Genomic DNA, 14,003 nt, shown 5'->3' on the forward strand with positions numbered 1-14,003 from the left:
AAATTCATGGATTCTCCATGGCGTATTCCCGCAATACACGGCAGCGCATCTGGGATCGGCTGAAAGACGTCGCGCGCCCTGATGCACGCTTCCACTTCAAATTCTCGGAATTCATACCGGACTTTGAAGGAGTAGAGGCAGCTACGGATCGCTTGCTGGCGATTGAAGGGATTGCGAAAGCCAAATTGGTTTTTGTGACGCCAGATAATTCCATGATCGAGTTGCGCCGTCGCCTGATCATGTCGGGTACACCATTCATCATGCCGACCTACGGCATGCAGCGCGGCTTTCTTCTGCTCGAACCGGGATCCGTTCCCCCGGGGTTGGAGAAAGCCGCAGCCTGGCTTGACGGAATGGAACATTTCGGTCGATCGGTCAGTCTAGAAGACCTGACCCATATCGGTCGTTTTGATGTCATTGCGACTGGCGCATCCGCTGTTTCCATCGATGGAGTCCGTTTTGGCAAAGGCCATGCGTTCTTCGATCTGGAATGGGGCATGTTCACCGATCTGGGACTTGCCGACGAGCAGTCTCTGATTGTGGCAGCCGTGCATGACGTACAGATCGTGGAAGAGCGCCTCAACGTATCGGAGAACGATATTGCTCTCGACTTCATTGCCACGCCCAGCCGCCTGATCGAGATAACGCGCAACCGTCGCAGGCCGCGCGGTATTCGCTGGAACGACGTTTCAGCCGAAGACATCCAGTCCATCCCGCCGCTGCGTGAGCTTGCGCGCATGCGCGGCATTGCCTGACAGTTCAGCACCAAAAGGAAAATTCAATGAATATTGCCCTGGATCGCCGTCGTTTTCTCGGACTGATGGGCGCCGCAGCCGCTCTGCCAGCCATGAGCCGTTTTGCCTCTGCGGATACACCATTCAACTTTCAGGCTTCCTGGATCAATGACGCGGAATTCAGCGGTTATTTCATTGCAGTAGACAAGGGTTTCTATCGCGAAGAAGGCCTCGACCTGAACTATATCTCCGGTGGCCCCGACGTCATTCCGGAAAGCACGATCATTGCGGGCAAGGCCGATCTGACCCTCACCACCCCCGACACGACGATCAAGGCAATCGTCGAACAGGGTGCGCCTTTCAAGATCATCGGCGCCCAGTATCAGAAGAACCCAATCGGTATTATTTCGCTAGCCAAGAACCCGATCAGGGAGCCAAAGGACCTGATCGGTAAAACGCTGGCTGTACCGCCGGTCAACGTCATCTCGGTTGAAGCCATGCTGAAGATTTCGGGCATAGAGCCTTCTCAAGTCAACATCGTTCCTTACGCCTATGATCCGACGCCGCTCATCAAGGGTGAAATCGACGCTTCACTCGATTTTACGACCAATGTTCCTTTCACCATCAAGCAGGCTGGCGAAGAGGCAGTTTCCTTCCTGCTCTATGATTTTGGCTTTACGATCTTCAACGATACGGTTGTCGTTACGGAAGAAACACTCAAGACAAAGCGCAAGGATCTCGTTGCTTTCCTTCGCGCAAGCCGCAAGGGCTGGGATGAAAACCTCAAGGACCCAGCAGCCTACCCACCAAAATTTGCCGACAGCTGGTTCAAGGGCACCGGCCGCTCGATCGAAAACGAAGTCTATTTCAACACGGCGCAGAAGCCGCTGATCGAGACGCCGAATGGTGTATTCTCCATGAGCGAAGAAGCCATCGAGAACACGATCAAGGCGCTCGGTACGATTGGCATCGCCGCCAAGCGCGATCATTTCGACACAACGCTTCTTGAAGAGATTTGATGCCTGATATGTCCGGGATCAAACTTGAAAATGTGACGCGCTCCTTTTCGGGGCGCGGCACGAACGTAATTGCACTATCCGATGTCTCGCTCGAATGCCCCACCGGCTCGTTCACTGCACTCATCGGACCGTCCGGTTGTGGCAAGTCGACCATGTTGCGGCTGGCACTCGGTCTCGATCAGCCTGATAACGGCTCGATTTCAGTCATGGGCAAAAGCCCTGTAGAGGCCGCAACGGCCGGACTGACCGGTGTGGCTTTTCAGGATGCAGCGCTCATGCCATGGCGGAGTGTCGAAGACAATATTGCTCTGCCACTGGATGTGCTTGGCCTGTCTCGTTCAGCGAAGACCGACCGGATTGCCGAATTGATCGCCCTTGTTGGCCTCAAAGGCTTCGAAAAAGCACTTCCGGGTGAGCTTTCCGGCGGCATGCGCCAGCGTGTGGCAATTGCCCGCTCTCTGGTCACCGATCCGCGCGTTCTGTTTCTTGACGAGCCTTTCGGCGCACTCGACCAGATATTGCGCCGCCAGATGAACATTGAGCTTCAACGCATATGGCTTGAAAGCAAGGCCACCACCCTGCTTGTCACCCATGGCATAGACGAAGCGGTTTTCCTCGCCGACCGGATCGTGGTGATGCACAGTCGCCCCGGACGCATCGCGAAGATCATCAATATTCCGCTGGAACGCCCACGCAGCCCCGAAATATTCAGCACATCGCAATTCCATGCGCTGGAGGACGCTGTCGCGGAGGCTTTGCATGGCTGATATGAAGCCATCAACCCATCTCTCCACCTTGCGCAACTGGGTTATTCTTCTTGCAGTCTGGGAGATTTGTGGCCGCTTTTCCCTGATTGCAGGCGGCGCCTTGCCAGCACCTTCGGCGGTCCTGGCCCGTCTGTGGATCGACCGTGCCGATTATCCAGCTCATATACTAGCGACACTTCAGGGCGCTGGTGCTGGCTTTGTCATCGGAAACCTTGTTGCCGTAGCTGCAGGCATTCTGTTCGCCCTCTTTCCAGCTGCCGCGAAACTGGGTCGGGGCGTCAACATCGCGATTTTTGCACTGCCTCCAATTGCCATCTCGCCTATTCTGGTTCTGACTTTTTCAGGAATGACGCCGCGTATCACGCTGGCGGCACTTGGTTGTTATTTCATCACCATGGCCGCCACCGTGACTGGCATCAGCCAGACGGACCGCCGTATGGTGGATATTGTTCGTGCCTATGGTGGCAACCGATGGAAAGTGCTGCGTCTGGCCCAATTGCGATCCGCTCTGCCGTCAATCCTTGCCGGTCTGCGTATTGCCGCTCCCAATGCGGTTCTAGGCTCCATTCTGGCTGAGTTTGGTGGCGGTGGGCGTTTCGGTCTCGGCGCCTATCTGATCGGTTCTCTCGGGCGAGCAGAACCGACCCGGCTCTGGGGTATAGGTCTGTGCGCTACCTTGCTCGCAGGATTGGCCTATGCGCTCTTTTCCATTCTTGCAAAAATGCTGACTGGCAGCACCAAGGCCATCACCGTCCCAGCCAACGCTCCAAACACTGCCCCGCGCGGCTCTCGCGGCCTAAACTTTATTCTCGTCATTTGTTCGATCGCGCTTCCGTTCGTCTTGTGGTGGCTGCTGCTCGTTTTCATGGGAACACCGGCCATGATTGCCAAGACACCAGCCGGACTGTTCGACTATCTTTTCCTCGCTCCGTCCGCAGCTCCCGCACAGGCAAAATTGCTGACAGCGCTTTCGCAAACTTTACCGCTTACCTTTCTTGGCATGGCAGCAGGCATCCTTTTCGCCTTTGCACTCGCCATCGCCTCAGTCGCCAAGCCTGCCATCGTGCGCGGCTTCATGCCTGTCGCCCTTGTCACGCAGACAATGCCACTCGTTGCCCTGACACCCCTACTCGTTTTGTTATTGGGACGCGGCCCGTCCGTCATCCTCTGGATTACGGTCTCAGTCACATTCTTCCCTGCCTTCGTGACTATGGCTCAGGGTATGGCACTGGTTCCGCGTGCCGCACTGGATGTGCCCCGCGCCTATGGCGCCAGCATCTGGACACAAATCCGTCTGGTATCTGTGCCTGCCTCCCTGCCCTATCTCTTCGCTGCCATTCGCCTTGCCGTACCGCGCGCTTTGCTCGGCGTCATGATTGCAGAATGGCTGGCAACGGGTACGGGGCTCGGAAACCTTCTCAACCAGTCACGCGGCTATCTCGACTACGGCATGATCTGGGCCGTTGCCGTGGTGTCCGTGATGCTGTCCGTCATTTTCTATCAAATCGTAGCCCTCTGCGAGCGCCAGGTGCTCGCACGCCGAGGCATGAGCCCGGCAGACTAGAATGCAAGGAGTCCCCATGGAAATCACCGATCACAAAGCTTCCGTTCGCGAACGTGTGTGGAGCGAGTTGCGCAAGGTGGCCGTCCCGGATAGCCGTTTCCATTTCGACTTCGGCGAGTTCATCGCAGATTTTGAAGGTGGAGAGGATGCGGTAGCCCGGCTGACAAGCCATCATTATTATCAGAATGCAGATTTCATCTTCATTACGCCCGATAATTGTCTCGATCGCCTGCGTCTTCAGGCTTTGAAAGACGGCAAGACCGTTCTGATAACCACATATTCCATCAAGCGCGGCTTCTGGGTTCTCGACCCGAAGCTGATTTCGCCGGATTATTATCTTTACGCCTCGACGCTCGACGGCATGGAGCGTGTGGGGCAGCCAGTCACGCTGAAAGATATCTCGGCTATGCCGGTCGTCGATTACATGGTCACCGGCACCGGCGCGATCAATCTCGAGGGCGTACGCTTCGGCAAAGGGCATGGCTTCTTCGATGCCGAATGGGGTATGCTTTACCGTCTGGGCCGTATCACCGCAGCGACGCCTGCTGCCGCTGTCGTACACGACTGTCAGGTTCTGAGCGAAAAGCTCACGCCGGATGTCTATGACACCGTCGCGGACGTGATTTTCACGCCCACCCGTACAATAGAGGTGAAGGATCCGCACAAGCCAACCTGTGGCATCATCTGGGACCGTCTCGATCCTGTTATGTACGAAACGATCCCTCCGCTTCAGGAATTGAAGGCTATGGGCCTCTAGGTGTGTTCTTCCAAAAACTAAAAAGCCGGATGCAGTAAACGCATCCGGCTTTTTAGTTTGGTTAGCCTGAGATCGTTACACGCCGGTCACGAGTTTCAGCGCGATAGACCACATCGTAACGGCAATGACGCCTTCAAGAATGCGCCATGACGACGGGCGGGCAAAGATCGGGCGCAGCCAGCGGGCACCGAAGCCAAGCGAAAAGAAAAACACGAAGGATGCGGTGATAGCCCCCGCCGCGAACGACGTTTCCAAACCGGGAAACTGCGTAGAAATCGTTCCGAGCAGCACGACAGTATCCAGATAGACATGCGGATTGAGCCAAGTCAGTGCCAGACAAGTAGCAAGCGTCTTGGTGAGGCTCACGGACGCCCCGTTCGCAGTGGCCAGAACCGCTGACGAGGTGAAAGCGGAGTAAAGGCTTCGCGCACCATACCAGATCAGAAAAGCTGCACCGCCATATCGCATGATGGGATCGAGCGCAGGCATGATGGCAGCGATCTTCTGGAAGCTTGTCACACCTATCAGGATCAGGATGGCATCCGATACGGCACAAGCGAGGCTGACGGCGAACACATGCTCATCGCGTAAACCCTGCCGCAGAACGAAAGCGTTTTGTGCACCAATCGCGACAATGAGGGTGAGGCCCATGGTAAAGCCGGTTACGTAGATTGAAGGGTTCATAAATGGTCGCCATCTGGGAGTAAGTTGGCACTTGGATACCGGATGTTAGAGGATTAGAATAGTTAAACTTCATAACTTCAGTTTAGGAGTTCTAATGATCGACTATTCCGCCTTGAGAGCAGTGGCGATGGTGGTTCAGACGGGCAGTTTTGAGAAAGCCGCACGAGCGTTGAACGTCACTCCGTCAGCAATCTCGCAACGTGTCAAACATCTCGAAGAGCGGCTTGGCGCAGTACTCATTGAGCGAGGTTCTCCCTGCACGGCGACCGAAAAAGGAGACTGGTTGTGCCGGCATATCGAGCAGGTAGGCATGCTCGAACGTGAACTTCTGGCAGAGTTGCCTGGACTGTCCGGAAGCGAAAATACTGCACAGCGCGTAACGCTTCATATAGCGACCAACGCCGATAGTCTGGGCACATGGTTTCTGAAAGCAATCTCGCATTTCAGCATGACAGCGGAATATCTTTTCAACATTGCGGTCGACGATCAGGATCACACTGCCGAATGGCTGCAGCGCGGGCGTGTCGTAGCCGCCGTGACTTCTTTATCAAAGCCAGTTCAAGGCTGTCGTCTAACCCCGCTTGGTATCCTTCAATATCGCGCCACGGCATCACCGGAATTCATCGCTCGCCACTTTCCAGACGGAATAACCCACGATGCTATTGCCAAAGCTCCGGCACTGACGTTCAACCAAAAGGACAGATTGCAGGATCAGTGGGTGCGCACTGCCCTCCGAACCGACATAGCATGCCCGACACATTGGCTTCCCTCGACACAGGCTTTTGTCGAGGCAAGCCTGTCAGGCATGGGATGGGGGATGAATCCGGTGCAGTTGGTCGGTGACCATTTGCAGTCGGGCAAACTGGTCGAACTCATCCCGGATACGCCGCTGGATATCCCCCTGTTCTGGCAAGTCAACCGCCTTGCGGCCGACAGGCTCGCAAGCCTGACACAGACGGTTTTGACGACGGCACGACAGGAGCTTGCGCCTATCTCAAACACATGAGGAAAGCCGCCAATTCGAAAAACACATGGAAACAATGGGATGAAGCAATATTTTCTGTACCATTGCCGTCAATCACCATCTGTTTTCTTGAACGTGAACAGCGATTGAGCGATGCATGATGCATGAAGCTCCTGTTCCTCATCGTGGCGCTGATCGCCCTTGCCTTTCTCGGCTGCTATTTGCAGATGTTTTTTGCCGTGCCGTAAACGCGCAGCAATCTTGATCTGCCGAGAACACACGCTATGAGTGTTCAGGAAAGCTCAATCCTACAAGGAAAAGGCAGGATCAATGATCCTGCCCCGTTTGTGCAACGCCCGCTGCCTCTTCACAGACTCTGACATGTTCAGCCAGTGCCTCAAGCTGCAGGAAAGCGCTTATGGTACAGATATCCCGCTTCTGAAACTTTGGAAGCTCCTGAAGCTCCTTCAATCTGGTGAGAAGTGCACCGCGGTTCATGGTTTTCCCTCCATCTTTCTGGCTATCCGCAAGACTGGTGTTAGAATGCATTTCGATCCGATTAAATCAGATCGGCGCTCTAACCTTTTCTATTGTAAGCATAATCTTATCGACCTTCGTTTAACTCCGGTCGGATTGTGCTTTAATCAGGCTGCCCGCACCTTCGCTTTTGTTTTCAACGGAAGCTCGATATCGACTTCGAGCGTCGACATCTGGTCACCCCGATCCATTTTCACGCTGACCTTGTCGCGATCAATCTGGATATGCTTGGCGATAACGGCGAGAATTTCCTCCCGCAATACCGCAACAAGATCGGAATGTTCGTGTGACGCCCTTTCATGGGCGAGCAGAACCTGCAACCGTTCGCGCGCTTGCGGCGCGGAAGCAGGCTTGCTGAAGAAACGAAACAGGCTCATGCCGCTCTCCTTCCGAAAAGTTTACCCAGAAGGCCGCGCTTTTCGGATGGAACAGTCATCGGCACTTCTTCGCCGGCGAGGCGGCGGGCTGCGTCGAGATAAGCCAATGCAGGCGCACTGCGCTGATCGGCGAGCGTTACTGGGGAACCAATATTGGATGCCCGCAGAACGTCCTGGCTTTCCGGAATGATACCCAGAAGCGGAATGGACAGAATTTCGAGAACGTCATCAACCTTCAGCATGTCGCCGCGCTCGGCACGTACCGGGTCATAACGGGTCAGCAAGAGATGCTTTTCCACACGTTCGCCACGTTCGGCCTTGAGTGTCTTGGCATCCAGCAGACCGATGATACGGTCGGAATCGCGCACAGATGACACTTCAGGATTCGTGACAACCACAGCCATATCCGCATGACGCATGGCGAGTGTGGCACCGCGTTCGATCCCGGCGGGGCTATCGCAAATGATCCAGTCGAACTCTTTCTTGAGATCTTCCATGACGCGGTCGACGCCATCAGTGGTCAGGTTATCCTTATCGCGCGTCTGGGAGGCAGGCAGCAGATACAGTGTCTCAAGGCGCTTGTCGCGGATCAAAGCCTGCGGAAGCTTTGCGTCACCCTGAATGACATTAACCAGATCGAACACGACGCGACGTTCAGCCCCCATGACGAGGTCAAGGTTACGCAGACCAACATCGAAGTCGATAACGACTGTCTTCTCGCCGCGTTGCGCCAGCGCAGCGCCGATTGCAGCGGTTGATGTCGTTTTGCCAACGCCACCCTTACCGGAAGTTACAACAATCACTTTTGCCATATTTGTCTCCTGTATCTCCCGCGCGCCTCCAGAGCATTCGTTACCCGGGATATGAAATGCTCTGCTTTTCTTTTTCAGCACTCAAAAGTGCCCTGACAATTTGTCTGGACCAGCATTTTTCCAAGGCTGTTCGGCCGTTTGGGAAACATGCTAGTTTAGCGTTTCGGCCATCATGTAATCGCCGTCGAGCCAGAGCTGGACTGCCTGTCCGCGCAATCGGCTCTCCATGTCTTCGGCCGTCTTGTAAAGACCGTCGATGGCAACGAGTTCTGCCTCCATCTTGCGACAGAAAATGCGCGCATCGGCATTTCCGGCTGTTCCAGCCATCGCACGACCGCGCAGCGCGCCATAAACGTGGATCGAGCCACCAGCCACCACTTCCGCACCGGACGCTACAGAACCAACAATCGTTACATCGCCGTCCGGAAAGTAGACCGACTGACCAGACCGTACCGGCTCGGTAACCACCATGGACGGAACGGCCTTGACGAGTTGTACCGATGCGGGTGCCACCGGAGTGCGCTCCTGCGACTTCGGTTCTGTGATCTCCGGGTCGAAATCTGCGGCAGGTTGTCCGCCACGCATCGCTGGCGGCATGCCTGGCCCCAGCAGAGAGGGCCGCGCATTTTCAAAGCCCGTGATCCAGACACCACGTTTAACCAAATCCTCAAGCAATTGAACCAATTGCGGACGCTCGATCGAAACGTTCTCCAGATCGAGAACGATCGGGCGATTCAGAAAGAAACCCACGGAACGGGCTGCAAGATCGTCCAGCTTGTCGAGCCAGCCATCGAGCGGCAGTTCAGGCGAGAGTACCAGCGCAAGAAAGGATCTCCCTTTCAAACGGATTGGACGAGACTGTGTTAGCACTTGATTCATCTTGGTTAAAAAACGGTTTATCCGGTCTATATGCGCAATGGTTAACAGATGGTTAATTTCTGAAGCCAGAACGCCCCCATTGCTGGAGCGGCCGGTCCCTTTTGACGATCAAAGCATAACTATCGACGAGGCATTAGCCTCCAGACACAGAACGCAACATTGTGCCCACCTGAACAGCCGAAAGCGCCTCCAGCCTGGAAACGACTCAGCTTATTCTTGATTGTAAACGGATATCAGGATCGATAATCATCGTTTCTTCACCCATCCACAGAAGACAGCGCAGAAAATATATAATTAATTTCCAATCAAATATGACGCTACGTAATGTATTATAATTTTATAATATATTTTTATTTGGCCAAAAATCAGAATAACTTGTAGCAAGTAGAAATCTTCCGAACCTTATCCGATTCTTTTTAAAGTATATTTCTTCTAATTGTTCCGGAATTGCAGATCAACTAAATCAGTTTCTGGTATTGTCGACACTGCGTCAAGAATTCCATGAACAATCTGCGCCATGAGGAATCTTCACACGCCCTATCAGCCAACCTAGCCGACGCAGCAAATGAGTATAACCCAACGAAGCAACAGCGATCTTTCTGATCGCTTTCATTCCTCTTCGAACGCAGCTTTATTCAGTGGGAAGAATCCCTGACGGAAACACTGAAATATAAATCTTCTGGAAGGTTCCGCTCAAAGGAACCGCCTCGCGTTTGGGCGGGGGGCTTAGGGGCGCGAGGCGGGCGAGCTCTCAGGAGTGCACGCACAGGGAAAATGGAACGTTAGCTCCGATTCTGGAACTAACAATACGTTCCAGCCTGAAAAATTACGTGAGTAGAATATAGAAAAGCCCACAACGCTCGGGAGGAGGAGAACGTTGTGGGCTTAATCTGTAAGCGCGATTGGGAGGAGGAGTATCGCGCTTTGGGTCCGGTTCTTGGGAGGAGGAGTGAACCGGACGTTTTTTTAATAACCCGTTCGGCCGGCCTACTCAATCAACAAGCTTGCATTGCTGATATGCACTTTCAACAGATCCAAATGAAAACCGCCTCGCAGCGAATGAACGCGCTGAGGCGGCATATCTCCCCCGAAAGCCCCCAATCGAAGAAGATAGAAGAACTTACTCACAGCTTTGACGAAAATAAATAGACAATCTGCACGCACACTTGAAAATCTGGTGAACAATATCAGCCAATGGTTGAGAAACCTATCTCAACGAACTTTTCCGCGTCTGCAACCGTTCGACTAAACACTATTAAAGATCGGGTATAGTTCAGTCCTGCAGTGCAATTAAAATGCTCTTGTACCGGATGGAACCTGAATGACTATCACCCAATAACCCTACACAAATTTCAGTATTTTCTGAAAGTTATAGAGTTTTATTAAGGGGTTGCTTTCTCCATGAGCACGGTTATTGTTCCTCTCACTTGGAGGAGGGAGTACCGCCCCAGCGCGCTAGACCGCTGCGGGGCGGTTTCTTTTTTAGCTACCCAAAAATGCATATCTGCATTGCAGCGTTGCCCCTTGTAAGCAGCAGCCCTTATTCCTATCTTGGGCTTGTTCGGTTTTACTCCTCCTCCCAAAAACCGAACCCAAAGCGCGATACTCCTCCTCCCAATCGCGCTTTATAGATCCGCCCACTGCACATTCCTCCTCCCAGTGCAGTGGGCGCTCTCTTTTCTGGAAAACTCTTCACACATATCGGAAATTTGTGCCCAATCAGGTGACCCTGTGGCTATTTCAGTAGTTTTAAGGGTTTGCAGGTAATTTCTGCGCGTGATGCACGAGGGAGCGGGGTTCCATGTTCTTCAGCACGACCTTCAAATCGGCCAGACCGACGCTGCTATGCGCGCCTATGCTCTGGCTAGGTTTTGTTCTCGTTCTGCTGATCGCGCTTCTGTCATTCAGGCTCAATGCCCCCATTGGGCCAATGTACTGGGACAGCTACATCTACTTCGACGCAGCCCAGCGCATAAGAATGGACCAGATTCCCGGTGTAGACTTTTCCACGCCTGTCGGACCGCTTGGCTACTATCTTTTTGCATGGGGACACTCCCTGTTCCCACAGGCACAACCGCTTTTGCTCGTTCAATGGTCAATATTGGTCGTTGCAGCCCCTCTGATGGCATGGGTACTGACAGAGCTTCCCCCCCATAATCGAATAACCGGATTTCTGATCCTTGTTCCATTTCTGGTTTTCGCAATCTTTCCGGCCAATACACAAAGCTTTTATCCCTACCCCGGACTGGATGGGTTTGGCATTTATAACCGCCATACATCGCTTTTGCTCTACGTGCTGATGTGCGGATTGCTGTTTATGCGAAACGGCGCAAAGCTCGCGCTGTTTTGTGCGGCAGTGATGCTCGCCTTGTTTTTGATGAAGGTCACGGGCTTTCTTGCAGGTGGACTGTTCGGGCTTGCGGCACTTCTCGCTGGACGAATCTCTATACGCAACGTTCTGCTGGCCGCCGCCATTACCGTTGCATTTCTGTTCGTCCTTGAATTGTACAATGGGATTATCGGCGGATATATTCGCGATATCGCCTCATTGATCGCCCTGAACGAAGAAGCCCTGCTGCCGCGTTTCCTGACCGTCATATCGTTGAAGCTGGACGTCATTCTGCCAGCGACGATCCTTGTTCTCATTCTTTTCTGGAATGAACAGTTCCATTCCGGCAAACACAATCGCTTTTTCGACCGGAGTTCGGTCTGGCTCGCCGTTGGGCTTCTGGGTGGCATCATCCTTGAGACACAGAACACCGGAAGTCAGGAATTCATATTCCTTTGGCCCATCCTGCTTATGATTTTTCAGCGGATAAAAGCCGGCACCGAGAAGCTCAAAATCGCCTTCGTCGTGCTCGCTGCCTTCTGTGCCCTCCCGACATTCACCAAGGTTGCGCACCGTACCCTGCGCGCCGTTGCCGTAGCCCCGACTTATGTGCAACCGTCCTTCCCGGAACTGAAGAACCTCGGGCAGGTGTTGACCCGGCCCGATTTCCTGCAGCGGGCAGAGCTTTTCGAAACCCACTACCCGGAAAACAATGCAGCCTATGACGCGCTGGCAGCGCAAGGCCAACTACCTAGCTGGCAGCTTTATTCAGAAATCGATTTCCAGGTCTACTGGCTCGTTTCTGCAAACCGGATGGTGAAGGATCTGAAATCCTTCGAGACCCGGAACAACGTTCGCCTGCAAAGCATCATGTCGCTCGACTTCGTCAATCCGTTTGCATGGATATTGGATCGCGATGCGACACGGCATATCCAGATCGGCGCCGACCCCTTCCGCACTGTCCCGGCGTTATCCAAGGAAACGAAGGCTGCCGTAGAAGCAACAGACGGCATATTGCGCCCGAAATGTCCGACGACGACCAATCGTCTTGCCTTGCAGAAAATATATGCCGAAGCACTGCAGGATCGCGCCGTCGTCGCTTTGAACCGCTGTTGGGATTTGCTGCTTCGCCCCAGCTTTATTCCGTAATCAGAAACGGCTCATTTGATCTGAGCCTTGACGAAATCCCGCACAATCCGGACGATGCCGCGTGAAAGGACCTCATCCAGCGCCTTGATGAATGCGTCCACATGCTCCCGCCCGCAGATCAGCGGCGGCTCAAGACGGATGACGTTTCGATTATATTCAGTAAAGGCGACCAGAACCCCATGATCGCGCAGCAGATGGCTGCCGATAAAACCGGGAAGTGAACCTTTCAGTTTTTCATCAAGCATTGCCAGGACTGGTCGCAGCACGACCGGCATCGTCTGAGAAAAGTCATGGAACTCCAGCCCCACCATCATCCCCTTCCCGCGCACATCTTTCAAAAGCGCAGGATAGCGGCTCTGCAGTTCGTGCAGCCGATCCAGAAGATATTCCCCGACATCGGCTGCGTTATCAATCAGATGCTCGTCGTAAAGAACGTTCAGAGCTTCAATCGACGTAACGCAGGCTTCGCCAATCCCGCCAAAAGTCGCCATCGCATGGATCATCGCCGTCTTGGGCGTGCCGTAAGCCTTCATGTAGACGTCGCGCCGCGCGATCATGGCGGCCATTGCGGTCTTTCCACCGCCAAGCGACTTCGCCAGTGCGGTGACATCCGGTATGACGCCATAATGCTCGAAAGCATAGAATTTCCCGGTTCGTCCCAACCCACATTGCACTTCATCGGCAACCCAGATCACACCATACTGGTCGCAAAGGCTTCGCAACTTTTGCCAGAACTGTGCATCAGTTTGAATGATACCGCCACCACCTTGCACCGTTTCAAGCACAATCACCCCGATCTCGGGGTCAGAGCGAAACGCATTTTCAATGGCTGCAATGTCACCGAAGGGAACCCGAACGGTGTTATCGACCAGCTTGAATTCGCCACGATATAGCCCACCATCAGTGATGGACAGAACACCCTTCGTTTTGCCATGGAACGAATTTTCCGCATAGACGATCTTGGGCTTTTTAGGACCTGCGGCGCGCTCTGCGACCTTGATCGCGGCTTCCATCGCCTCAGAACCGGAAGACCCCAGAAACACCATGTCGAGATCTCCCGGCGAGCAAGCCGCAATGTCATAAGCAAGAGCGGCCGCATATTGCGACATGAAGGCGATTGCAATCTCGTGGCGCATTTCTTCCTGAAACTGACGCCGTGCTTCGAGAATACGCGGGTGATTATGGCCAAAAGCCAGCGATCCGAACCCGCCGAAAAAATCGAGAATGGCGCGCCCATTCTGATCATAATAATACATGCCTTCAGCGCGTTCGATCTTCACCTTGTGAAAGCCGAGCAGCTTCATGAAGTGAAGCTGGCCTGGATTGAGGTGAGTGGTAAACAGCTCCGTCATCCGTGGCAGATCGAGCGCTTTCGCCTCGGCAACCGTCAACAGCTTCGGCTTCGGCGTTGTATTGGTCTTGTTCATTTCT

Annotated in this window: 13 protein-coding genes; 7 read left to right on the top strand and 6 right to left on the bottom strand. The window is 53.8% G+C overall.

Features of this window, described 5'->3' with window-relative positions; translation table 11 throughout:
* Nucleotides 1-17: 17 nt before the first annotated feature.
* The 5 genes from ABDF71_RS17620 to ABDF71_RS17640 are packed head-to-tail and all read left to right on the top strand — an operon-like array spanning nucleotide 18 to nucleotide 4,841.
* Nucleotides 18-755: a 5-formyltetrahydrofolate cyclo-ligase gene (locus ABDF71_RS17620; protein ID WP_010660944.1), complete on the top strand. Its 738-nt coding sequence runs from the start codon at nucleotides 18-20 to the stop codon at nucleotides 753-755.
* Nucleotides 756-781: 26 nt separating this feature from the next.
* Nucleotides 782-1,753 carry an ABC transporter substrate-binding protein gene (locus tag ABDF71_RS17625; RefSeq protein WP_010660943.1) on the top strand — a complete coding sequence of 324 codons (972 nt, stop codon included), beginning with the start codon at nucleotides 782-784 and terminating at the stop codon, nucleotides 1,751-1,753.
* Nucleotides 1,753-2,520, top strand: a complete 768-nt coding sequence (locus ABDF71_RS17630; protein ID WP_010660942.1) for an ABC transporter ATP-binding protein — start codon at nucleotides 1,753-1,755, stop codon at nucleotides 2,518-2,520. The genes ABDF71_RS17625 and ABDF71_RS17630 overlap by 1 nt, the downstream gene beginning before the upstream one ends.
* On the top strand, nucleotides 2,513-4,084 hold the full coding sequence (locus tag ABDF71_RS17635) for an ABC transporter permease (RefSeq protein WP_258124471.1): 1,572 nt from the start codon (nucleotides 2,513-2,515) through the stop codon (nucleotides 4,082-4,084). Before ABDF71_RS17630 ends, ABDF71_RS17635 begins: the two co-directional genes overlap by 8 nt.
* A gap of 16 nt (nucleotides 4,085-4,100) precedes the next feature.
* Nucleotides 4,101-4,841 (top strand): 5-formyltetrahydrofolate cyclo-ligase, encoded by a 741-nt coding sequence (locus ABDF71_RS17640; protein ID WP_010660940.1) that lies wholly within the window; start codon nucleotides 4,101-4,103, stop codon nucleotides 4,839-4,841.
* A 75-nt stretch (nucleotides 4,842-4,916) separates the two neighbouring features.
* On the opposite strand, the gene ABDF71_RS17645 is transcribed toward ABDF71_RS17640, so the two are convergent.
* Entirely contained in the window at nucleotides 4,917-5,525 is a 609-nt protein-coding gene (locus ABDF71_RS17645) for a LysE/ArgO family amino acid transporter (RefSeq protein ID WP_258124472.1), read from the bottom strand.
* A gap of 94 nt (nucleotides 5,526-5,619) precedes the next feature.
* Here ABDF71_RS17645 and ABDF71_RS17650 point away from each other — a divergent pair, with 94 nt between their 5' ends.
* The gene (locus ABDF71_RS17650) at nucleotides 5,620-6,531 is read left to right on the top strand and encodes a LysR family transcriptional regulator ArgP (RefSeq protein ID WP_258124473.1); all 912 of its coding nucleotides are present in this window, start codon (nucleotides 5,620-5,622) and stop codon (nucleotides 6,529-6,531) included.
* A gap of 285 nt (nucleotides 6,532-6,816) precedes the next feature.
* Here ABDF71_RS17650 and ABDF71_RS17655 read toward each other — a convergent pair whose 3' ends face one another.
* The 4 genes from ABDF71_RS17655 to minC form a co-directional block, all read right to left on the bottom strand.
* Nucleotides 6,817-6,987, bottom strand: a complete 171-nt coding sequence (locus ABDF71_RS17655; RefSeq protein ID WP_010660937.1) for a hypothetical protein — start codon at nucleotides 6,985-6,987, stop codon at nucleotides 6,817-6,819.
* Between the two features lie 146 nt (nucleotides 6,988-7,133).
* Nucleotides 7,134-7,403, bottom strand: coding sequence for a cell division topological specificity factor MinE (gene minE, locus ABDF71_RS17660; RefSeq protein WP_006468449.1), 270 nt, complete (start codon nucleotides 7,401-7,403; stop codon nucleotides 7,134-7,136).
* A complete protein-coding gene (minD, locus tag ABDF71_RS17665) occupies nucleotides 7,400-8,215 on the bottom strand; it encodes a septum site-determining protein MinD (protein WP_010660936.1) in 816 nt (271 codons plus the stop codon). Before minD ends, minE begins: the two co-directional genes overlap by 4 nt.
* 150 nt (nucleotides 8,216-8,365) lie before the next feature.
* Complete coding sequence (gene minC, locus ABDF71_RS17670) at nucleotides 8,366-9,094, bottom strand: septum site-determining protein MinC (protein ID WP_010660935.1); 729 nt, start codon at nucleotides 9,092-9,094, stop codon at nucleotides 8,366-8,368.
* A 1,801-nt stretch (nucleotides 9,095-10,895) separates the two neighbouring features.
* On the opposite strand from minC, the gene ABDF71_RS17675 reads away from it, so the two are divergent.
* The gene (locus ABDF71_RS17675; RefSeq protein ID WP_500061696.1) at nucleotides 10,896-12,572 is read left to right on the top strand and encodes a hypothetical protein; all 1,677 of its coding nucleotides are present in this window, start codon (nucleotides 10,896-10,898) and stop codon (nucleotides 12,570-12,572) included.
* Nucleotides 12,573-12,583: 11 nt separating this feature from the next.
* Here ABDF71_RS17675 and ABDF71_RS17680 read toward each other — a convergent pair whose 3' ends face one another.
* Nucleotides 12,584-13,999, bottom strand: a complete 1,416-nt coding sequence (locus ABDF71_RS17680; protein WP_043061615.1) for an aspartate aminotransferase family protein — start codon at nucleotides 13,997-13,999, stop codon at nucleotides 12,584-12,586.
* Between the last annotated feature and the right edge of the window lie 4 nt (nucleotides 14,000-14,003).

This window comes from Ochrobactrum sp. WV_118_8, assembly GCF_039631535.1.
Classification (GTDB): Bacteria; Pseudomonadota; Alphaproteobacteria; order Rhizobiales; family Rhizobiaceae; genus Brucella; species Brucella anthropi.

Coding starts and splice junctions, on each gene's coding strand:
- ABDF71_RS17625 (WP_010660943.1), top strand. CDS start 782: ATGAATATTGCCCTGGATCGCCGTCGTTTTCTCGGACTGATGGGCGCC.
- minE (WP_006468449.1), bottom strand. CDS start 7,403: ATGAGCCTGTTTCGTTTCTTCAGCAAGCCTGCTTCCGCGCCGCAAGCG.
- ABDF71_RS17680 (WP_043061615.1), bottom strand. CDS start 13,999: ATGAACAAGACCAATACAACGCCGAAGCCGAAGCTGTTGACGGTTGCC.
- ABDF71_RS17650 (WP_258124473.1), top strand. CDS start 5,620: ATGATCGACTATTCCGCCTTGAGAGCAGTGGCGATGGTGGTTCAGACG.
- ABDF71_RS17640 (WP_010660940.1), top strand. CDS start 4,101: ATGGAAATCACCGATCACAAAGCTTCCGTTCGCGAACGTGTGTGGAGC.
- minD (WP_010660936.1), bottom strand. CDS start 8,215: ATGGCAAAAGTGATTGTTGTAACTTCCGGTAAGGGTGGCGTTGGCAAA.
- ABDF71_RS17645 (WP_258124472.1), bottom strand. CDS start 5,525: ATGAACCCTTCAATCTACGTAACCGGCTTTACCATGGGCCTCACCCTC.
- ABDF71_RS17635 (WP_258124471.1), top strand. CDS start 2,513: ATGGCTGATATGAAGCCATCAACCCATCTCTCCACCTTGCGCAACTGG.
- ABDF71_RS17675 (WP_500061696.1), top strand. CDS start 10,896: ATGTTCTTCAGCACGACCTTCAAATCGGCCAGACCGACGCTGCTATGC.
- ABDF71_RS17655 (WP_010660937.1), bottom strand. CDS start 6,987: ATGAACCGCGGTGCACTTCTCACCAGATTGAAGGAGCTTCAGGAGCTT.
- minC (WP_010660935.1), bottom strand. CDS start 9,094: ATGAATCAAGTGCTAACACAGTCTCGTCCAATCCGTTTGAAAGGGAGA.
- ABDF71_RS17630 (WP_010660942.1), top strand. CDS start 1,753: ATGCCTGATATGTCCGGGATCAAACTTGAAAATGTGACGCGCTCCTTT.
- ABDF71_RS17620 (WP_010660944.1), top strand. CDS start 18: ATGGCGTATTCCCGCAATACACGGCAGCGCATCTGGGATCGGCTGAAA.